Source organism: Vagococcus coleopterorum, from assembly GCF_011303955.1.
GTDB classification, from domain to species: domain Bacteria; phylum Bacillota; class Bacilli; order Lactobacillales; family Vagococcaceae; genus Vagococcus_D; species Vagococcus_D coleopterorum.
The window spans coordinates 192,652-213,514 of record NZ_CP049886.1; the positions used below are offsets into that span (position 1 = coordinate 192,652).

Annotated in this window: 18 protein-coding genes; 7 read left to right on the plus strand and 11 right to left on the minus strand. The window is 35.3% G+C overall.

The window, feature by feature from the left end:
- Positions 1–29: 29 nt before the first annotated feature.
- Positions 30–905 carry an SPFH domain-containing protein gene (locus tag G7081_RS00930; protein WP_166006558.1) on the minus strand — a complete coding sequence of 292 codons (876 nt, stop codon included), beginning with the start codon at positions 903–905 and terminating at the stop codon, positions 30–32.
- Between the two features lie 481 nt (positions 906–1,386).
- Here G7081_RS00930 and G7081_RS00935 point away from each other — a divergent pair, with 481 nt between their 5' ends.
- The 4 genes from G7081_RS00935 (at position 1,387) to G7081_RS00950 (ending at position 4,630) form a co-directional block, all read left to right on the plus strand.
- Complete coding sequence (locus G7081_RS00935; protein WP_166006560.1) at positions 1,387–2,373, plus strand: mannose/fructose/sorbose PTS transporter subunit IIA; 987 nt, start codon at positions 1,387–1,389, stop codon at positions 2,371–2,373.
- A 32-nt stretch (positions 2,374–2,405) separates the two neighbouring features.
- The gene (locus G7081_RS00940) at positions 2,406–3,209 is read left to right on the plus strand and encodes a PTS mannose/fructose/sorbose transporter subunit IIC (protein WP_166006562.1); all 804 of its coding nucleotides are present in this window, start codon (positions 2,406–2,408) and stop codon (positions 3,207–3,209) included.
- 22 nt (positions 3,210–3,231) lie between these two features.
- Positions 3,232–4,143, plus strand: coding sequence for a PTS system mannose/fructose/sorbose family transporter subunit IID (locus G7081_RS00945; protein ID WP_166006564.1), 912 nt, complete (start codon positions 3,232–3,234; stop codon positions 4,141–4,143).
- A gap of 109 nt (positions 4,144–4,252) precedes the next feature.
- Positions 4,253–4,630: a DUF956 family protein gene (locus G7081_RS00950; RefSeq protein WP_166006566.1), complete on the plus strand. Its 378-nt coding sequence runs from the start codon at positions 4,253–4,255 to the stop codon at positions 4,628–4,630.
- A 31-nt stretch (positions 4,631–4,661) separates the two neighbouring features.
- Here G7081_RS00950 and G7081_RS00955 read toward each other — a convergent pair whose 3' ends face one another.
- Entirely contained in the window at positions 4,662–5,060 is a 399-nt protein-coding gene (locus G7081_RS00955) for a DUF4809 family protein (RefSeq protein ID WP_166006568.1), read from the minus strand.
- Between the two features lie 111 nt (positions 5,061–5,171).
- Between G7081_RS00955 and G7081_RS00960 the strand changes: the two genes are divergently transcribed.
- Both G7081_RS00960 and G7081_RS00965 read left to right on the plus strand, forming a co-directional pair.
- A complete protein-coding gene (locus G7081_RS00960; protein ID WP_166006570.1) occupies positions 5,172–5,624 on the plus strand; it encodes a MarR family winged helix-turn-helix transcriptional regulator in 453 nt (150 codons plus the stop codon).
- Positions 5,611–7,053 (plus strand): MDR family MFS transporter, encoded by a 1,443-nt coding sequence (locus tag G7081_RS00965; protein ID WP_166006572.1) that lies wholly within the window; start codon positions 5,611–5,613, stop codon positions 7,051–7,053. The genes G7081_RS00960 and G7081_RS00965 overlap by 14 nt, the downstream gene beginning before the upstream one ends.
- A 28-nt stretch (positions 7,054–7,081) precedes the next feature.
- Here the strand turns inward: G7081_RS00965 and G7081_RS00970 are convergent, their stop codons facing one another.
- The 5 genes from G7081_RS00970 to rlmH form a co-directional block, all read right to left on the minus strand.
- On the minus strand, positions 7,082–8,266 hold the full coding sequence (locus G7081_RS00970) for a NupC/NupG family nucleoside CNT transporter (RefSeq protein WP_166006574.1): 1,185 nt from the start codon (positions 8,264–8,266) through the stop codon (positions 7,082–7,084).
- A 150-nt stretch (positions 8,267–8,416) separates the two neighbouring features.
- Positions 8,417–8,980, minus strand: coding sequence for an elongation factor P (gene efp / locus G7081_RS00975; RefSeq protein ID WP_166006576.1), 564 nt, complete (start codon positions 8,978–8,980; stop codon positions 8,417–8,419).
- A gap of 167 nt (positions 8,981–9,147) precedes the next feature.
- Positions 9,148–13,224 carry a CDP-glycerol glycerophosphotransferase family protein gene (locus G7081_RS00980; RefSeq protein WP_166006578.1) on the minus strand — a complete coding sequence of 1,359 codons (4,077 nt, stop codon included), beginning with the start codon at positions 13,222–13,224 and terminating at the stop codon, positions 9,148–9,150.
- Between the two features lie 169 nt (positions 13,225–13,393).
- On the minus strand, positions 13,394–14,131 hold the full coding sequence (gene truA, locus G7081_RS00985; RefSeq protein ID WP_166006580.1) for a tRNA pseudouridine(38-40) synthase TruA: 738 nt from the start codon (positions 14,129–14,131) through the stop codon (positions 13,394–13,396).
- Between the two features lie 13 nt (positions 14,132–14,144).
- Positions 14,145–14,624 (minus strand): 23S rRNA (pseudouridine(1915)-N(3))-methyltransferase RlmH, encoded by a 480-nt coding sequence (gene rlmH, locus G7081_RS00990; RefSeq protein WP_166006582.1) that lies wholly within the window; start codon positions 14,622–14,624, stop codon positions 14,145–14,147.
- Positions 14,625–14,830: 206 nt separating this feature from the next.
- Between rlmH and G7081_RS00995 the strand changes: the two genes are divergently transcribed.
- On the plus strand, positions 14,831–16,087 hold the full coding sequence (locus tag G7081_RS00995) for a S1C family serine protease (protein ID WP_166006584.1): 1,257 nt from the start codon (positions 14,831–14,833) through the stop codon (positions 16,085–16,087).
- A gap of 33 nt (positions 16,088–16,120) precedes the next feature.
- Here G7081_RS00995 and G7081_RS01000 read toward each other — a convergent pair whose 3' ends face one another.
- From G7081_RS01000 to walK, 4 genes are read right to left on the minus strand one after another with little or no spacing between them, the layout of a single operon-like run.
- Positions 16,121–16,927: an MBL fold metallo-hydrolase gene (locus G7081_RS01000; protein ID WP_166006586.1), complete on the minus strand. Its 807-nt coding sequence runs from the start codon at positions 16,925–16,927 to the stop codon at positions 16,121–16,123.
- Positions 16,928–16,943: 16 nt separating this feature from the next.
- Positions 16,944–17,741, minus strand: coding sequence for a two-component system regulatory protein YycI (yycI, locus tag G7081_RS01005; RefSeq protein ID WP_166006588.1), 798 nt, complete (start codon positions 17,739–17,741; stop codon positions 16,944–16,946).
- Positions 17,741–19,039, minus strand: a complete 1,299-nt coding sequence (locus tag G7081_RS01010; RefSeq protein WP_238786645.1) for a YycH family regulatory protein — start codon at positions 19,037–19,039, stop codon at positions 17,741–17,743. The genes yycI and G7081_RS01010 overlap by 1 nt, the downstream gene beginning before the upstream one ends.
- Positions 19,039–20,859 (minus strand): cell wall metabolism sensor histidine kinase WalK, encoded by a 1,821-nt coding sequence (gene walK, locus G7081_RS01015; RefSeq protein ID WP_166006592.1) that lies wholly within the window; start codon positions 20,857–20,859, stop codon positions 19,039–19,041. Before walK ends, G7081_RS01010 begins: the two co-directional genes overlap by 1 nt.
- Between the last annotated feature and the right edge of the window lie 4 nt (positions 20,860–20,863).

Sequence of the window (20,863 nt, forward strand, 5' to 3'; positions counted from 1 at the left end):
CATCTTCCTGGTAGACTTTTTGATTTTATTTATTCAGATACTTGATCAGCAGAGATTGTGGGTTGTGCACCCTTTTCACTGATAATAGCAACTAGGATATTGTTGACCAATTTAATGCGTTGGTCATCAGATAAATTTAAATTATCATCCATTGTCAATCGTTCAATCGCTGATTGTGTGATATCTACTGCACCATCCACAATCAATTGACGTGCTTTTAAAATTGATTTAGCTTGTTGTCTTTGTAACATTGCGCTTGCAATTTCAGTCGAATACGCTAAGTGAGTCAAACGAGCTTCAATAATTTCGACACCTGCGACAGATAATCGTTCTTGCAGTTCTGAAGCTAGTTCTTCTGAAATCTCACTGACGTTTCCACGTAACGAAACCTCTTCATCATCACCATCATATGAATATTTTGTAGCAACGTGACGAATAGCAGTTTCACTTTGAATCTCAATAAAATTTGTATAGTAATCTACTTCGAATAACGCTTTAGCAGTATCGATGACCCGGTAAACGACCACCGCAGCGATTTCAATTGGGTTACCATCCAAATCATTTACTTTCATTTTAACACTATTAAAGTTATTCACTTTTAATGACACTGTTGTTTTTTTAGTTAATGGTACCGTCATGAATAATCCTGGTTCACGAATTGTCCCAACATAATTCCCAAAGAACGTTAACACCTTAGATGTATTTGGAGCAATAATTGTTAATGATGAGATAAATAAATACGCAATTATTAATAATAATCCACCGATTACCATATTTGTCGGCTTAATCGTATCATCCACCACCGAAACACCTTGATAAAAAATATAACCTGAAGCCAAAACTAAGCCAATCATGATAACTAAACCAAGATAGCCATTTATTGCAAATGCTTTTTTCTCTTTCATCTTTTCATCCCCTTTCAATACTAACTTCATTATACACCTGTTTGATTGTGAAAAGGAAATTAGTTGTCCTATTTATTTATCTGTTATTTTATATTTGTTTTTCCTAATAAAACCGTTATTTCAAAAGATTTTTCTCATTTTATGGAACCGATACCAACCTTGCTTTCACAAGTTTTATTTGATTTTCTATGTAAAACTTATTATAATAAAGTGATGGTAATTTTATCGCTTTTTATTATTTCATTTTAATGATAAAAATGTGAAAAGTTACAATCAGACATTTGCTATTTTATGGAATTCTCTCTTTTTATTGAAATAAAAAGAAAGCGATACCATGATGGCAATCTGGTTCAAAGGCAACAACCATTGCAGTCAACAAACAACCGAGTGAGCTATTCTTCATATTATATTTGAAATTATTTGTTGTTTGAAAACTAATTAATGGTCTAGCCAAAACTAATTATCTAGAGGAGGTAACGAAATGGTAGGAATTATTCTTGCTAGTCATGGCGAATTCGCTAATGGCATTCTACAATCTGGTTCAATGATTTTCGGCGAACAAGAAAATGTAAAAGCAGTCACTCTAATGCCGTCTGAAGGTCCTGAAGATCTAAAAGCAAAATTAGAAGCAGCTGTGGCGTCTTTCGACAATCAAGACGAGGTATTATTCTTAGTTGACCTTTGGGGTGGTACTCCATTCAACCAAGCAAATACTTTATTTGAAGATCACAAAGACAACTGGGCTATCGTAAGTGGCCTAAACTTACCAATGGTAATCGAAGCATATGCATCTCGTTTTTCAATGGAGTCAGCACAAGAAATCGCTGCTCACATTACAACAGTTGCTAAAGATGGTGTTAAAATCCGTCCTGAAGCTTTAGAACCAGCGGCAGCAGAAGCAGCCCCTGTGGCAGCAGCTCCAGTAGCAGCTATCCCTGAAGGAACTGTTTTAGGAAATGGTAAAATTGATATTGGTTTAGCTCGTGTTGACTCTCGTCTATTACACGGACAAGTAGCAACTGGTTGGACTAAAGCTATCTTACCTAACCGTATCATCGTTGTGTCTGATGCAGTAGCAAATGACAACATGCGTAAAAAATTAATCGAACAAGCTGCTCCTCCAGGAGTAAAAGCTAACGTTATCCCAATCCAAAAAATGGTTGAGATTTCTAAAGACCCTCGTTTTGGTAATACTCGTGCACTTCTATTGTTTGAAACTCCTCAAGACGTGTTAAAAGCAATTGAAGGTGGCGTTGAAATCGATGAAGTAAATATCGGTTCAATGGCTCACACAACTGGTAAAGTTGCTGTGAACAAAGTGTTATCAATGGGACAAGAAGACGTTGAAACTTTTGATGCATTAGCTGAAAAAGGAATTAAATTTGACGTTCGTAAAGTACCAAATGATTCTAAAGCAAACATGACAGATATCATTAAAAAAGCAAAAGCTGAATTAGCTAAAGCTTAATCCTTATAAAAAAAGAACATAGGAGGCTTATCATGGATTTAAATATCATTCAAATGATTTTAGTAGTATTTATCGCATTTTTAGCCGGTATGGAAGGAATCTTGGATGCATTCCAATTCCACCAACCGTTAGTGGCTTGTACCTTAATCGGTTTAGTAACTGGTAACTTAGAAATCGGCATTATCTTAGGTGGTTCATTACAAATGTTAGCTCTTGGTTGGGCAAACATTGGCGCTGCCGTTGCACCCGATGCTGCCTTAGCATCAGTTGCATCAGCAATTATCTTAGTATTAGGTGGTCAAGGTAAAGACGGAATCCCTACAGCAATCGCTGTTGCAATCCCTCTTGCCGTTGCTGGTTTATTCTTAACAATGATCGTTCGTACACTTGCTGTACCAATCGTTCACATGATGGATAAAGCTGCAGAACAAGGTAACATCAAAAAATTAGAAGCTTTACAAATTTTAGCTATCTGTATGCAAGGTGTGCGTATTGCTATTCCAGCTGCTGCATTACTTTTCATTCCAGCTCAAACTGTTCAAAACTTCTTAGAGTCAATGCCAGCATGGTTAACTGATGGTATGGCTATCGGTGGTGGTATGGTTGTTGCCGTAGGTTACGCTTTAGTAATCAACATGATGGCGACTAAAGAAGTATGGCCATTCTTCATCCTTGGTTTCGTCTTCGCGGCGATGTCAGACTTAACATTAATCGCTTTAGGTGGTATCGGTATTGCCTTAGCACTTATCTACTTAAACTTATCTAAAATGGGTGGTTCAAGTAATGGTGGCGGCAACTCAGGCGACCCATTAGGCGACATCTTAAATGACTATTAATCCTAAAGGAGGAGACAGAACAATGGCAGAAAAAATTCAATTAACTAAAAAAGATCGTTTAGCAGTTGCTTGGCGTTCAACGTTCTTACAAGGTTCTTGGAACTACGAACGTATGCAAAATGGTGGTTGGGCATTCTCAATGATCCCAGCAATCAAAAAATTATATAAAAATAAAGAAGATCAATCAGCGGCGTTAAAACGTCACTTAGAGTTCTTTAATACTCACCCATATGTAGCATCACCAATCTTAGGTGTTACTTTAGCTCTTGAAGAAGAACGTGCAAATGGTGCGCCAGTTGATGACGTGGCAATTCAAGGGGTTAAAGTTGGTATGATGGGACCTCTTGCTGGTGTTGGTGATCCCGTATTCTGGTTCACACTACGTCCTATCTTAGGTGCCCTAGGTGCCTCATTAGCTATGACTGGTAACATCATGGGACCAATCATTTTCTTCCTAGCATGGAATATCATCCGTATGGCATTCATGTGGTACACACAAGAATTCGGCTACAAAGCTGGTTCTAAAATCACTGACGATTTATCAGGTGGTTTATTACAAGATGTTACTAAAGGTGCCTCAATCTTAGGTATGTTCATTCTTGCAGCCCTAGTACAACGTTGGGTATCAATTAAATTCTTACCAGTTGTATCTGAAGTAAAAGTTCCAGAAGGTGGTTACATCGAATGGGATAAATTACCAGAAGGTTCTAAAGGTGTCCAAGAAGCATTCTCACAAGTAGGTTCAGGTTTATCACAAACTCCTACTAAAATCACGACATTACAAGATAACTTAGATCAATTAATCCCTGGATTAATGCCTCTATTATTAACTTTCTTCTGTATGTGGTTACTTAAGAAAAAAGTTAGCCCAATCGTTATCATTTTAGGGTTATTCGTAGTTGGTATCGTTGGTCACTTAGTTGGTCTTTTATAAGATTTCAAACTACTTCAAGGTGAGGCTCTAGCCTCACCTTATTTTTATAGTAAAAGATAACCTTTAACGCTATAATAAAATTAGCAAAAGATAGAACGGAGCATTTATAATGGTACAATCTTTAAATACAAAAGTTGATTTAGCAATCGATGCCACATCTTTTACCGGCTTAACAGATTACGGTAAAGTGATGATTGGTGATAAAGCTTTTGAGTTTTATAACGATCGCGACCCCAACAAATTCATTCAAATTCCTTGGGAAGAAGTTGATTATGTGATCGCTTCAGTCATGTTTAAAGGGAAATGGATTCCACGTTATGCTGTCCAAACAAAAGCAAACGGGACTTATACTTTCTCTTCAAAACAACCAAAGAAAGTTTTAAGAGCTATCCGTGAGTATGTTGATCCAAGTCATATGACCAAATCACTTAGTATGTTAGATGTCTTAAAACGTGCATTTAAATCAATGTTCAAAAAGAACAAATAAAAAGCAATCTACATAATTGTAGATTGCTTTTTTAATTGCCTTCTAAAACAAACTCATACGACTCTATCTCAAATGCGTCTTCCAAAACTCGGTTCACTTGCTCAAATAACTTTTCAAAATCTGAAATACGATTTGGCATATTAACTTGTTTAGCTCCTTGATAAGTCACCGCATCATATTCTTCATCTAACCGTACTTCTTTGCCATCCTTGGAATACAATGTGTAATCATCCATCATCCCCATTTTAAACTCTTGCTGCCATCCTTCTGCAAGTACGATCGTCATCACAACTGATGAGACCGTCAATCCATCCATTGTTATCTCTCGACCATTTAATTCTAGACGATAACTGACACTTTCTACAGTACCACATGCATTACAGCCACCATTAGTTAAATCCACAGAACTACTCAAAATCGCTTTCTTCAAACTAATCGCCTCCTATTTAATACTTAAATTATAGCACACCTGCTATTGTACTTACTTAAAAAATTAGATATAATAATATAGTTCGCTTACGAACTATATTAGGAGGTTATTATGGAAAAACCAGAAGATTATTTACGGGAAGTCTTACTTTCCTTTCGCGATATACACCAAGAAACACGCGGCATTTTAAATACTGCTGCTTTAGAGAAAGATATTACGATTGTTCAACTACACGTAGCAAATATCATTAAGACTCACCCCGGCATCACATCTGTTGAGGTAGCTAAAGAAATGCGTCTTGGTAAAAGCACCATTTCTGGGATCATCAGTCGCATGATAGATGGGGGCCATGTTTTAAAAACCCCTTCTGACCAGGATGCTCGCTCATACGGCTTGACCTTAACTGAATCAGGGAAAGAAAAAGTAAAAGCGACTTATGACATTTATTTGAAATACCTTTTACCGATTTTAGATGTCCCACGTGAAGACTTAGCACAACTGCTTACCATTCACCAACAAATTTTAACAATTATTGATGAGGTGAAAGCCAATGGAACATTCTAAAACAAAACACACAGGGAGTATCCTTGCTATTCTTTTGATGGGGACATTTATTTGCAATATTAATCAAACATTACTTAATGTTGCGCTCCCTAAAATTATGTTAGATTTTAATATCACCGCTAGCCAAGGGCAATGGCTCTCAACAGGTTATATGTTAGTTAGTGGTCTGATGATTCCGATCACTGCTTTCTTAATTGAACGCTTTAAAACCCGGCCACTTTATATCTTCTCAATCACAATGTTCTTACTAGGAAGTGTCATTTCAGGATTTGCACCCAGCTTTTTCCTCTTATTAATGGGTCGAATGGTGCAAGCCATTGGAGCTGGTATCATTATGCCATTGATGACCGTAACCTTGATGAATATTTATCCTGCTCATAAAATTGGTAGCATCATGGGACTAATTGGTATCGCCATGAACTTCGCTCCCGGTGTCGGCCCAACCTTTGCTGGATGGGTGATCCAAAATTATAATTGGCGCTTTTTATTTTATACGTTGATTCCTTTTACTCTGATTAATTTACTAATGGCTATTTTCTTCTTGAAAAATGTTGGTAAACAGAAAATGTTGAAATTTAATATTAGTGGTGTGATTCTTTCAAGTGTTGGTCTTGGATGCCTGCTTTTAGGGTTCAGTAACGCCGGCGATCACCCTTGGTTATCTTTCAGTGTTATCGGTGTCATTCTAATCGGAACTATTGTGACTGGCTTATTTATTCGCCAACAACTTAGTCAAACAGAACCAATGCTAAACTTTTTAGTCTTTAAAAGCCCTACTTTTACTATGATGACAGTGATTAACTTCTTTATTATCATGGCATTATACGGCGGTATGTTATTATTACCGTTGTTCTTGCAAAACGTCCGTGGTGTTTCCCCGTTCACCTCTGGTATTATCATGTTACCTGGTGCCTGTTTCATGGCAATTTTATCACCTTTTTCAGGCCGTTTATTTGATAAATACGGTGCTAAACCGGTTGCCATTGTTGGGATTAGCATTCTTGTCATCGGAACATTCATGTTCACATTATTAAACACTGAAACAAGCGTGGCCTTTGCAGCAGTTGCTCAAACAATTCGGTCAATTGGTTTAGTTTTAATTATGATGCCACTACAAGCTGAAGCCTTAAAATCATTACCTATAGCTATTGTGGCTCACGGTACTGCTATGTTTCAAACCACGCGACAAATTGCTGGTTCCATTGGAACTTCAGTCCTGATTACCTTGATGAGTGTCACTTCTGCAACTTTCCAAAAACATCACTTTTCTGAGGTGATCACGCTTACAGCACATCAACAGCAAGAAGTTTTATTGTTCGGCATCCGAACATCCTACATCGTGACAACAATCTTATGTACGATTGCTTTAATTATGACGATAAGACTGAAACCCGTTAAACAATTACCGGCTGAAACATTTCAAAAATAAAAAAGAGACCTAGTAGGTCTCTTTTTTATTACATTAAGATAATACCAATAATACCAGCTGAAAGTAATGATACTAATGTTGCTCCCCACAATAAACGAAGACCAAACTTAGCTACCACTTTACCTTGTTGTTTATTCAAACCATTCACCGCACCAGCGATTACACCAATTGATGTAAAGTTCGCAAATGATACTAAGAATACTGAAACAATCGCATTTGTTCTTTCATCAAAACTAAAGCCACCTGTTTTCAATGTCGTCATAGCTACAAATTCATTTGAGACAAGTTTAGTCGCCATAATACTACCGGCATCAATTGCTTGTTCCCATGGCACACCGATTAAGAAAGCAACTGGTGAGAAAATATAACCTAATACTTCTTGGAAATCAATACCAAATAGAGCATCGAAAATCCCGTTTACCATAGCAATCATTGCAACAAATCCGATTAACATCGCACCTACAGTAATAGCCACCATAAAGCCGTCCATGATGTATTCGACTAGCATTTCAAAGAAGGATTGTTTTTCTTGATTAATGACGACTTCATCTTCTTCAGACGGGTCTAATTCATATGGATTAATGATTGATGTAATAATAAAACCACCAAAAAGATTTAAAATAATGGCTGTAACAACGTAACGTGGTTCAAGCAATGTCATATATGAACCTACGATTGACATTGAAACAGTCGACATGGCTGACGCACATAACGTATACATTCTTTTTTCTGATAAACCTGCTAATTGTTTTTTCACTGAAATGAAGACTTCTGATTGTCCTAAGATAATCGAGGCAATCCCATTATAAGATTCTAGCTGACCCATGCCATTGACTTTACTAATGGCTTTACCTAAATATTTAATAATGAAGGGCAAGATATTGAAATATTGTAAAATTCCAATTAATACCGAAATAAAAATTATCGGCATCAATACCGTTAAGAAGAATGGCGCTGCTCCATCGTTGGCTAAGCCACCAAAAACAAACTCCACACCTTCTGCTGCATACTCTAAGATTTTAGTAAAACCATTTGCAATCCCACCAACTAAAACATTACCAAAACCAGTATTTAATAAAATATAACCAAATATAAATTGAAGCACGAACAATTTTACCACTGGCCATTTTTTAATACTTTTACGATCACTACTTGTGATATATGCCAAACCTAAAAATATAATAATACCTAAAATGCTAATCAATAATTTCAAACTGTCTCGCTCCTCAAACTTTTCTATCTTTTGTATTTAATCCTTTATTAGTTTAGGTAGTTTTCATGAAAATGTCAACGTTTTCTTTGCCAGTCTCATGTTATTTTCACAACAAAAAAAGACTGCAATTAGCAGTCTTTTTTAATTTAATTATTTAGCGGCACGTTTTAAGTAAGTACCTTCTTGCGTGTTAATTTCTAAGGCTTCACCAGCTTCGATAAAGTCTGGAACGTTAACTACAAGACCTGTTTCCATAATGGCTGGTTTACCAGAACCTGTAACTGTTGCACCTTTAATTGAAGGTTGCGTTTCTTGAACTGTTAACACAACTGTTGTTGGTAACGTTACCCCAATAACTTCTGAACCGAAGAATTGGATTTTAACTTCCATGTTTTCTAACATATATTTTAATTCATCTTCAATAGAAGGAATTGGTAATTCATATTGTTCATATGTTTCTAAATCCATGAAAATCGCCATGTCATCTTGACTATATAAATATTGAACTGCTTTACCTTCGATGTAAGCTTTTTTCACTTTATCATCTGGACGCATTGTTGTATCAGTTGTTGAGCCCGTACGAACATCTTTCAATTTCATACGCATAACTGTGTTGCCTTTACCTGGTTTGTGGTGACTTGCTTCCATAACACGGATTAATTTACCGTCTTGTTCAAAAGTCATACCTGCTTTTAAATCACTAACTGCGATCATTGTACATTCTCCTCTTCTCAATTCTAAAATAGAATTTTCTTTTGCCTACTTATTGTAGCAAAAAAGCGCTTGAGATACTAGTGGGACAAGTGGTAAGAATATTACCACTTAACTCATTTGAGCTATATATATTATTTTTAAAAACCAAATAATTATAGTTAATAATATTAAATTCTTTTAAATCTTTTATCCATCGCCTCGTATATCCTATCATTTGCACTTGTATCACGATATTTGTATAAATCATCTAATTTATCAAAATGAGCAGCTTTCATTTTAGAATCTCTGCTAAAAGTTTCTAATTCTTCAATTAACTTCTCTTCCGACTCAACAATCTCTCCTGGGAAAAATTCCTCAACCAAATTATTGGTTGAATTAGTAATCTCTTCATCAAATTGATAATATATTATAGGTTTTTCCATTAATGAAAAATCTAAACCTACACTTGAATAATCAGTTATTAGTAGATCACTCTCAATTAAAAATTCTTGAACATTTTTTTCGCCCTCTTTAACAATCTTAATAAAGTTTGAATTAAAACATGTTGCAAACTTTTGAAAGTTTGTGTGTAAATAAAACGATACTTCCCAATTATTACTCTGAGCTAATTTTCTGAATTTTGAATTGTTTAATAAGTTAGAAAACGATTTATAGTACTCTGACGTTTGAAAGTTTTCTGCTGTTACATTATGCAAAGACTCTCGCCACGTTGGCATAATAACAATTTTTTTAAACTCATTATTCACTTCTGATGCTTTCTGAATTAAGTCATCAAACCTAGATAAACCAGAAACTAAAACCTCATTTTCTTCATAACCAAAATCTTTTTCAACCAGTTGCTTTTCTCTTTCGGAACTCACAATAAAGAGGTTAGTAAATGGATTTTCAGCATCCTTGCCATAAAGATATGACATATCTCGAACTCCTAAAATACCATGTTGTAAAAATATTTTATACTTTTCAAGCAATTTATTTTTAGCATAAACATCTAAGACCGGGCATAAATAATTAGTCCCATGGCTACTCGCTAAAATATCTGCTTTATTAAATATGTCAACATGTTGTTTACTCTTATATAAAACTAACTTATCTTCATATCCTGATAAATTTTTCATATCTTTGGAAATTTCACTAATCATATAATAAGTATCATACGAATCGGAATGATTATCGACTAAATATTTAAAATATGCCAATCCTGTATCTTGCGCTTTATGAGGATATTCACTGACTAAAATAACCGGTAGTTTAGCGTTTTCTTTTGTTTCAACTTTTTGTGATTTAAGGTAATACTCATAAACCGAAGTTTCAACGTACGTTAACTTCGCCGATAATTTTTTCGCCACTTTTGTTGGATAGACAAACATAATTAATTTTTCATTGCCAAAATCTAAAGCAACAGATGTTTCAATAAGATTTTTGTAATCAATTCTGATGGGTACAGCCTTTAGACGTTGCCCTGCAAGAGAGTAGCTGAAAGAAAAATCAAAAATATCAAAACTATAAACCTTTCTTTCTTTTTCATTTGCACAGGATGCTATATCATCTGCACTATATTTTAAGATCACACTATTCTCAAATATTCCATTTCCCAAGTCTTGTGCGGATACTAGATCACTTTCATTAATATACAGTTCTTTATTACCTCTCAACTTCAATACTGAAGAGATATTATCTATCGGAGCCCACTGTGTTCTAATCACAATGTGAACCTCCATATTTCCATTGTTAGATTTTATTTCGCTGATATTTTGGTTTACTAAGTAACGGGCAGATGGTATTTCAACATTTATCCCTACTCGCAAGTTATTTTTGGCTGACTTGTAGACAGAGTAGCTATTGCATCCAAATTTGTAATAGTTACCGTCTTCAAAATTGACTGGAGTATATTTTCCAATAGAAATAGGGTTGCCAGATTCATCTATAATTGATGCCGAACCCGTTCTATTAGAAACCCGTCTAATATCTTTATATTTGATAAAAAATGCAGATTCTTGATTCTTCATAGGAATCATCTTTTTATTTCCCTTTAGACGTAAACCTTTGAAGGAGTTATCCTTAGAAATCATTATTCCTTGTTTTGAATAAGTAACAACCACCTCCGGATCTTTAACCTGCTCTAAACATCTATCTTTTATATCTGCTAATATCTCAAATGGAAGTTCCTCGAGCTCGTTCGAAGAACTTTTAACTTGATTATAATAAGTCAATGGTACTTCAATTAGTCTTGCTGACAATGCTTTCTTATTCAATGTCTCATATAAAACAAAAAGTATCTTTTTATTCAACCCAGTATAAGTAATTGTAGGTAACTTTTCAGATGGTGAATTGATTCTAAATTCATGTGTCAATCCATGATCCTCGTCAAAATTTATCAAACAATAAAAATCAATTGTCGGCATATAGAAATCAAACAAGTCACCAACAAACGATTTTACGGAAAAAGTCATTTCGATTGTTTGGGTAATATACTTTGTATCTTCATTTTTTTCACATTTCACTATCTTACTACTAAAACTTTGCATTTCTTCGGTTCCACGAATTTTCATCAACCCTGTTAAGGCTGCAATGCTTTCATGCTTAGTTGTAATTTCCATTACAATATTCAGATCTTGGACTTGATTTATTTCCATTGATATAATTTTATTTTGTTTATAATAACTGTTTAATTTTTCTGGTTTGATTTTAGAAATAACAATTTGTGATTTATTATCTAAGAATAAATAACCAATGTCTTCACCTAAGTCGTTTTTCACAACCTGTAAACAATCTCCAACACAGTTAAACACTCTCAAATTATTCCCGTCAAAAAAATGCACTTCATACATATCAGTTTCTTGCATGTGCATCATCATTATGTCTGTAATAACAAATTGATTAGCTTTATTTTTTTCTAACACAATAGTCTTATCTTTATTTACTAAAACCAAATCGCGATTATCATTTTTCACTTGGATATGAATTGCATTTTCGCCACGTTCGATCCTTACATCATATTCCCTAATTTTTTCAAATTCACGATTGATACATTCTTTTCCATAATTAGTTGAATTTGTTTTACCATTTTCACCAAAAACGTAATCAATCACTTTAGCTGCTGATAACCCATCCTCTAACGAGCAGTACTTATTGTAAAATGCCGTATATTTTTCTGCATGATTGTTATTAGCAATGTCCTTAATTGTTTCAATTAACTCCTCTGTAGTCCGCACCAGTGGTCCTGGGGCCTCATTAATAAAGTCAAAATAAAAACCTCTCAAGTTTTCTTGATAATGCTCTAAATCATATGTAAAGAAAAGTAGCGGTCTTTTAGTATGAGCAAAATCAAACATAACAGAAGAGTAGTCCGTTATACATATATCCGAAATAACATATAGTTCTTGAATACTTGGATATGTAGCTACATCAATGATATCCAGTGAATACTGTTTTGAAACATTAATTTTTTGATTAGTTGCAACATGACCTCGAACAAGGAGAATATAATCATCAGATAGCTCGTCAACAAACTTTTTAAAATCCAATTCTAAATCAAATTTATTCAAAGAATCATCTCTAAAAGTAGGTGCATATAAGATTACTTTTCTTGTATCGTTCTGTATTCCTAACTTATATTTAACAATTTCTCCAATTTGTTCTAATTCTACTTCTGATTTATAAAAAATATCATTTCTTGGGTAGCCTACCTCTATGACCTCTTTATTATACTTAAATGCACTTCGGAAACATTTTGTTGCATATGAACTTGGAGATACTAAGTAGTCCCATTGTTCAACTGCGTAGTTAACTCTATCTAAATATGTAGCATCACGACCTACAATATTTGTAATATCATTTTGCATTTTTTTCAAGGGGGTACCGTGCCATGTTTGGATATATTTGGTACCTTGTCGTTTAGTTAAATACGTTGGGAAATTTTGATTATTTACCCAGTATCCTGCTCTAGCTAAATAATAATAATATTTTATGCTCAATCTATTAACTATTTTTGTTCTTGGACCCATTTCATAATGACTATTGTTACAAATCCAAACATATTTGAAATTATTATCTCTACTCTGTAATTCATCATATAAATCTTTCGGACTGTCACCTATTGACTTTCCTACGTTGCTCTCTAAAACTATTAAATTCGACTTGACTGGCAAAACACGTGACATAAACCAATACACTTTTTTCATAATAGGAAAATAGTACTTTCCTGTTCTAAACTTTTTATATATTCTTCTAATAATATTTTTCAAAGAACCGCCTCACTTCTAGTATTTTCACACTCATTAATGTTGCATCTTCATTATTATACCAACAACTTGAATGCTTTAAAAGTGAAATATTCGTTCCACTAATGGTTTAAACAGAGCCTAAGCCGCCGACTTATCAACACCTAAAACATACATTATATAATTAAAACAATTAGTAACTAACTCTATCTAAAAACAATCCCTGTGCTGGAACAGTATGCCCTGCTTTCTGGCGATCTTTTTGATTTAAAATTTCTTCTATAGCAGACACTTCTTTAGTCCCGTCGCCAACTTCCAACAACGTGCCCACTATAATTCTAACCATATTGTACAAGAACCCTTCACCTGTGAAGGTAAAAGTAATCATTTCATCCTTAGTGGCAATCTTTGCAGATGTAATGGTTCTTATTGTTGATTTTTTTGTTTTCTTCAATGATGAAAAACCAATGAAATCATGTTCGCCAATTAAAAATTCACATGCTTCATTGATTTTTTCTAAGTCTAAATTATTAGCATAATGATAACTATGATTTCTGTGTAGGGCTGTTGGAACTTCAGAATTCCAAACTTGATAACTATATTGTTTACTTTTAGCATTATATCTGGCATGAAACCTTTCAGGAACCTCTACAATCTCCTTGATCACAATATCGTTAGGGAGTTGATTATTCAAAAATAGTTGCATTTTTTCAACGGTCATTTTTGACTCTGTTTTAAAATTAGCCACTTGCCCATAAGCATGTGTTCCAGCATCCGTTCTACCTGATCCAACAATTTCAATCGTTTCATCCGTCATTTGGTTCAGCACTGTTTCAATTTTTCCTTGGATTGTTTTATCTGAATCACCCAGACGTTGCCAACCTAAGTATTTCTTACCATCATATTCGATGGTTAATTTAATATTTCTCATGATTTTGTCTCCTCTATTTATGATAGGCATGCCCATTAATAATTCTAAAACAACGGTAAATTTGTTCTGTTAAAATTAGACGCATTAACTGATGGGGATAGGTTACTCGACCAAATGAAATCGTCTGATTACAGCGTTTCATGACAGCCTCTGACAAACCTAAAGATCCACCAATCACAAAAGTAATCGTGCTTTTACCAGACACAGTTGCTTGGTCAATCACTTTGGCAAATGCTTCTGACGTGTAGTCTTTACCATTAATAGCTAGGGCGAATACAAAATCCCCTTCGCCTACTTTACTTAAAATACGCTCGCCTTCTTTTACTTTAATCCCAATCATTTCTGCTTCACTCAAGGTTTCTGGTGCTTTTTCGTCAGGCACTTCAATGATTTCAAACTTGCAATATTTACTTAAACGCTTAGCATATTCTTCAATGCCTTGTTTCAAATATTTTTCTTTTAATTTACCAACTGCTATTATTTTTACTTTCATTTATACAATCCGCCTTTATTAACTAATCTCATCATTTAATAGTAAGCTATTTTTAACAGAAAACCAACTTTTCTCTCAGACTTTTTCAATCTTCTGACAATTATTCTTCACAAAAAAATCAAAGTAAGTTATTAGACTTATCCCGTTCACTAAATGTATACTATAAGTAGTTAATATTAAAAGGAGGTAGGCTTCGGCCGACACTTATGACTGAAATAAAAGATGTAACACCTAACAAAAAGAAAAACAAAAATTCCACTTCTTTAAAACGACTACTAGTTGGTATCCTCGGCGGCGTAATCGGAACTGCTTTAACTCTCGGTCTGGGATACGGTTTCTTAAAACCGGTTTTAACAGATCGCAATCCATCTGTGCCAAATACGGCTAAAACGGATGTGAAAAAACGTGATTATACCGTAATTGGAGATGTATCAAAAGCCGTTGAAACAGTTCAAGATGCGGTTGTATCTGTTGTTAATTTACAAAAGAAAGAACAATTAAATGATTTTGGCCGTTTCTTCGGGGAAGACTTAGTCGATCCTAACGACAAAGATGATGATGCTTTACAAGCTAACAGCGAAGGTAGCGGTGTAATCTATCGTAAAGATGGTGGTGATGCTTACGTCGTTACTAACAATCATGTTGTGGAAGGTTCTGACGCGTTAGAAGTTTTATTAAACGATGGGACAAAAGTTCCCGGCGAACTTGTCGGTCATGATAGTTATACTGATTTAGCTGTTATTAAAATTGCTAGCAAAGATGTCAAAGCCACTGCTGAATTTGGTGATTCTGACAGCTTAAAAGTTGGCGAACCAGCAATTGCAATCGGTTCACCACTTGGTTCCGTTTATGCAAACAGTGCTACTCAAGGTATCATCTCCGCTAAGAATCGTGAAATTACAAATCAAACAGAAAAAGGTGAACCTGTCAGCATTAATGCTTTACAAACAGATGCTGCCATCAACCCTGGTAACTCTGGTGGTCCACTAATCAATATCGCAGGCCAAGTAATCGGTATTAACTCAATTAAAATCTCAGCAGCTTCTAGCGGTGTCTCTGCTGAAGGAATGGGCTTCTCAATTCCAAGTAATGATGTTGTCGCAATCATTAGCCAACTTGAAAAAGATGGTAAAGTATCGCGCCCAACACTTGGTATAACGATGAGTGACTTATCATTGATCACAAAAGACAGCCAAGAAAATATTCTAAAAGTACCAGCTGATATTACAACTGGTGTGATTATTCGTAGCGTCGGTGCGGCAACGCCTGCTGAAAAAGCTGGCTTACAACAATATGATGTGATTGTCGAAATAGATGGTGATGCTATTGAAACAGGAACTGATTTACAGTCTTTACTGTATAAGAAAAAAGTTGGCGATAAAATCTCAGTTACTTTCTACCGTGAAGCAGAGAAGAAAACAACAACAGTTGATTTAGTCGTTGAACAATCAAGAGAGAAATAACAAAAAAGACTTAGCTAATTAGCTAAGTCTTTTTTATATTCTAAATAATTCTGTCGCTTGATCAGGATCGGTGTCATAAATCATAAATTCATGCCCAACTCCTAGATTTTTCTCATACAAGGTGTTTTCCATTGTCATGTGAGCAATTTCTTTCAAGTTATTCTCACGGCTTAAATGACCTAAATAAATGCGTTTAGTTTTATCGCCTAAGACATCTGCTGCAACCAAGGCTCCATCTTCATTCGACATATGACCTTTGTCACCTAGAATACGTTGTTTCAAGCTCCACGGGTAACTTCCCATTCGCAACATACCTAGATCATGGTTACTTTCAATTAAATAGCCATCTGCATTACGGATAACCCCGCGAACATTTTCGCTACAATAGCCGGTATCGGTTAAGACCACAAATGATTTATTGTCTTTTTGAAAAGTATAAAACTGCGGCTCTGCAGCATCATGGGAAACCCCAAAACTCTCCACATCGATATCGCCAAACGTTAGGCGCTTACCTAAATCAAAATGATGTTTATGTTCAGCCTTAATCTCACCAATATTATTAGCCATCGCTTGCCATGTTTTATCATTAGCAAAGACATCAATCCCATACTTACGAGATAAAACACCCACGCCATGAATATGATCTTTATGTTCATGTGTGACTAAAATAGCATCTAAATCTTCAGGTTTGCGGTTAATTTCACCTAATAGACTAGTGATTTTCTTGCCGCTTAAGCCAGCATCGACTAGTAGTTTCTTTTCTTTTGTCTCAACATAAAGTGAATTTCCAGAGCTCCCACTGGCAAGAACACTGACTTTAAATCCATTTTCGTTTTCCACGTCTTGCCACCTCCTTTTATTCTGATTCTTTTACATCTGAAATGTTAGCTGTGAAAACCGTATTAGCAAAGGCATTGACCCGTTCAACACGGGAATTCTTTTTCTCATCTTCCAGCCAAACGAACCATGTCGGAATGTAAACATTCTTTCCACGAACGGTAAAAATTTTAGAGTAGCCTAGTAACGTTTCTTTAATTTTACCTTCATACGGAATTTTATTTGCGATATAAAGTGTTTCAATCGCTTCTTTTTCACTGACTGCTTCTTGCTTTTCACGCAGCGGTTCAATATTATCAATATGGCTTTGAGTAAACTTGCCAAAAGAATGATATGACTTGTCCGCTTCTGTTACTTCCATTTCCAGCATAGCGGTTTCATCAAAGAATGGGACTTCTTCAAAACCTTGAGCCATAATCTTTCTTTCAGGTGTCGAGGCTGCTTTTAAATAATATTGATAGTCTTCAAAATTTGTCACACGATTATTATTTTTTAAAAAGATCTCGATATCTTTTTTTGGATCATCTGAAACGGGTAATTTACCTGGTCCACTTTCACCAACTTTAACATCTAGAGTTTCATTATCTTTTTTAAAGTAAGTCGTTTCACCACTCAAATAGTAGCCGCCATGTTTCCGTTCGGAAAAGTCTTGCTGATACGTTATTTTATCCTTTTTCAAACGTGATTCTATTGTTGATTGGCTGTTCATTTGACGTTGCGCATCTTTTCCATTCCCTTGTTTAAAGGTTGTTAACAAGAAAATATTTAACGTTAAAAAGGCACATAAGAAAATAATTTCAATTCGTTTAAAATCCATTATTCTCCCCCCTTTGTCACTCGTTCAATCACTTGTTCGATACTTTCCCAGACGTCATTTGTCTTAACATACCATTCTGGTGTCAAATCAACAACTTGTTTGGTTTCTTGATTACTCAACCAAGTATAGCCAATTTGCAACCCCTGAATGTCTTTTTGGGCAATACCATAGTTATTTAATAACATCACTGCCTCTTTAGTCGTTGATAAGGTTACCTCTTCTTTTGATGGAATCGGCACTTGGATTGTTTCTTGGTTTGTTTCAATATGCAAGCCCTTATCTTTTTTAGTGAATTCTAACCGCCCTTTGGTATCATCACTAAAGACCGGGTAACCTTCTACATAATTACGATATGTAACAGCTTCTTCTGTCCCTTCAAAATACCGCAATGTCCCAAATGAATTTCCAATATTTTTCACAAAAAAGAAACTATCTTCTACAAATGTTTCTGTGCCATATGCCGAGTCTACTTCTTTTCCAAGTAAGCCATTATAACTGATTTCACCTGTATCGTACTTAACGTTAAACGTATTTCCAGCAGGACTGGCTAGATTTACATCCCGATCTGTTGGATCATCGTTGTTTGATACTAGTTCATCTGTTTCTAAGAAAAAGGCTTGCGAAAAGAGGCTATATGACTGTGTCGCTAAAATGTAACTATATTTCGGTAAATTTATCGGTTTAGAAAACTCATAATACACAGGTAAAATACTGTCATCATGATTCACTTCAATATAGTTGTTCTTCTCATTCTTCAAAATTTTTTCATATTGCGAACTATCATCTGATAAAGGTAATTCATAAATAACATGGTTGTCTTCGTCTAAAAAGGCAACTTCTTTGTCCTCTAAGGAAACAGCAATTCTACGAAACGTTAATTTATTATCTAACTCGTTAGGAATCGGCATCTCATTCATTTTTAGAAAATATAATAAAGATAAGTCATCTGACATTGATAAATCGAAAGAATTTTTACGGTCTACTAATTCGATCTTTTTGCCATCAAGTAACTCTGTTTTCTTACCGATAACATCTTTCACCAACAGGCGACTTAACTCTTGAATTTCTCTTTCCTTATTTGTATACAAGTGTTTACCATCTTGATCTTGATAAACTAGTTTTACAGGTAGAAATATATCAGTTGGGTGTTTGGCCGAACTCGATTGCTCTGTATTACTCGTTTGACGTTTAGCTACCTGCTTATTACCGGAGTTATTCCAAATTTTCCAAGTTAGGAAAAGACTTAGTAGAATCATTAGAACTAGGCTAACACGTATGATTTTTTCCATAAGTTTCATTAGTCCCACTCATCTCCTTCGATTTCTTCATATGGTAATGACACGTAGAACGTTGAGCCTTTACCTTCGACACTTTCTGCCCAGATAGTTCCACCATGATCGGTAATCACCTCTTTAGAAATAGCTAGTCCCAAACCAGAACCACCCATTGCACGTGAGCGTGCTTTATCTACACGGAAGAAACGATCAAAGACGCGACGCACATCTTTTTTAGGAATACCCATTCCTTGATCACTAATGCTAATAATGACATTATTATGCGTTTCTAATAGACGACACGTAATTTGACCACCATCAGGAGAATACTTCAGTGCGTTATTCATTAAGTTATCTAACACTTGAATGATTTTATCTGGGTCGATATCTAACCAAATACTGCGCTGTGTAAATTCTTTTTTAATCGTATAATTGCGATTTTCGCTTTTAATCATCATTTCAAAGCGTTCAATCACGTAATTTACTAATTCATTTAAATTCACCAACTCTAACTCTAGTGGACTACGTTGTGAGTCCATTCTTGAAAGGTTTAGCAAATCATTAATCATCTTAATCATGCGATCCGCTTCTACTAGCGAAACATTTAAGAATTTGGGAGCAATTTTAGGGTCTTCCCATGCCCCGTCAGCTAAAGCTTCTAAATAACTTCGCATACTTGTTAACGGCGTTCTTAATTCATGAGATACATTGGATACAAACTCACGACGCTCACGTTCATTTTTTTCTTGTTCTGTGACATCATGCAAGACACAAACTAAACCACTAATGAATCCCGACTCACGACGAATCATGGCAAAGTCAGCTTGTAATACTGTTTGTTCATCTTTTAAATTATCAATCGTAATCATTTTTTCAGAATGACCTTCTAGTAATTCACGTAATGTATAATCCTCTTGAATACCTAATAAGTCTAAGATTGACTTTCCAACACTATTTTCTTCAGGAGATCCTAGTAACATCGTCGCCTTGTCATTAATAATAATAACTTTTCCGCGACGATCTGTGGCAATCACACCATCTGTCATATGTGACAAGACACTATCTAAACGGTGGCGTTCAGCCTCTAACGTTTCTTGAGAATCTTCTACTCGAACAGATAACTCGTTAAATGTCTGAGCAAGTTGTCCTAGTTCATCTTGACCATGCACTTCTAGCACACCTGAATAGTCACCCTGCGCCACTCTTTGAGCTTGTTGTTGCATTTCTCCAATAGGCTTTGTAATCGTTCTAGCAACGAGCATCGCCACACCTAACGAGATCGCCATGGCGATCATCGAAGCAGTAAAGAAAATCATCGCTGTATCACTGACTTCGTTGTAGCGACTTTCAATATCACTCTTCACATACAGCCCACCAATGACGGCATCGCCGGTTTGTGATTTAATTTGCTGAACATTGATATAAACGCGTCGACCTGAATCTTTATCCTCTTCTTCATGACGTTTCTCAGTGAAGTCATTCAATGCTGCAATATCATTTTTTTGTCCAATTACTGATTGCTGGTTCACATCACTGGTCGCACGAACAATCCCTTTATCATCTACCACACGAACTTCAAAGATGTCATTTTTAGCAAAACTAATAACCATGCGCTTCAACGCTGCATCGCTTTCAGCTTCATTGGCGGATAGCTCACCGCTTAAATTAGCTGCCAACAATTCAACTTGTGAATTCATGGTATCTTCAAATGATGTAATTGTATTTTTTTCCAATTCACGTATAAAAATAGCCCCGATGATTTCCACTGAAATTAGTAGCAGCAGGACAAACACCATGGCTATTTTAAAATGAACAGATTGGAAAAACTTAATCTTTTTTCCCATCTCT

What these genes read in the sequence shown, in the direction of transcription:
- G7081_RS00930 (WP_166006558.1), bottom strand. Translation starts at nt 905, where the DNA reads ATGAAAGAGAAAAAAGCATTTGCAATAAATGGCTATCTTGGTTTAGTT.
- G7081_RS00935 (WP_166006560.1), top strand. Translation starts at nt 1,387, where the DNA reads ATGGTAGGAATTATTCTTGCTAGTCATGGCGAATTCGCTAATGGCATT.
- G7081_RS00940 (WP_166006562.1), top strand. Translation starts at nt 2,406, where the DNA reads ATGGATTTAAATATCATTCAAATGATTTTAGTAGTATTTATCGCATTT.
- G7081_RS00945 (WP_166006564.1), top strand. Translation starts at nt 3,232, where the DNA reads ATGGCAGAAAAAATTCAATTAACTAAAAAAGATCGTTTAGCAGTTGCT.
- G7081_RS00950 (WP_166006566.1), top strand. Translation starts at nt 4,253, where the DNA reads ATGGTACAATCTTTAAATACAAAAGTTGATTTAGCAATCGATGCCACA.
- G7081_RS00960 (WP_166006570.1), top strand. Translation starts at nt 5,172, where the DNA reads ATGGAAAAACCAGAAGATTATTTACGGGAAGTCTTACTTTCCTTTCGC.
- G7081_RS00965 (WP_166006572.1), top strand. Translation starts at nt 5,611, where the DNA reads ATGGAACATTCTAAAACAAAACACACAGGGAGTATCCTTGCTATTCTT.
- efp (WP_166006576.1), bottom strand. Translation starts at nt 8,980, where the DNA reads ATGATCGCAGTTAGTGATTTAAAAGCAGGTATGACTTTTGAACAAGAC.
- truA (WP_166006580.1), bottom strand. Translation starts at nt 14,131, where the DNA reads ATGAGAAATATTAAATTAACCATCGAATATGATGGTAAGAAATACTTA.
- rlmH (WP_166006582.1), bottom strand. Translation starts at nt 14,624, where the DNA reads ATGAAAGTAAAAATAATAGCAGTTGGTAAATTAAAAGAAAAATATTTG.
- G7081_RS00995 (WP_166006584.1), top strand. Translation starts at nt 14,831, where the DNA reads ATGACTGAAATAAAAGATGTAACACCTAACAAAAAGAAAAACAAAAAT.
- yycI (WP_166006588.1), bottom strand. Translation starts at nt 17,741, where the DNA reads ATGGATTTTAAACGAATTGAAATTATTTTCTTATGTGCCTTTTTAACG.
- G7081_RS01010 (WP_238786645.1), bottom strand. Translation starts at nt 19,039, where the DNA reads ATGAAACTTATGGAAAAAATCATACGTGTTAGCCTAGTTCTAATGATT.
- walK (WP_166006592.1), bottom strand. Translation starts at nt 20,859, where the DNA reads ATGGGAAAAAAGATTAAGTTTTTCCAATCTGTTCATTTTAAAATAGCC.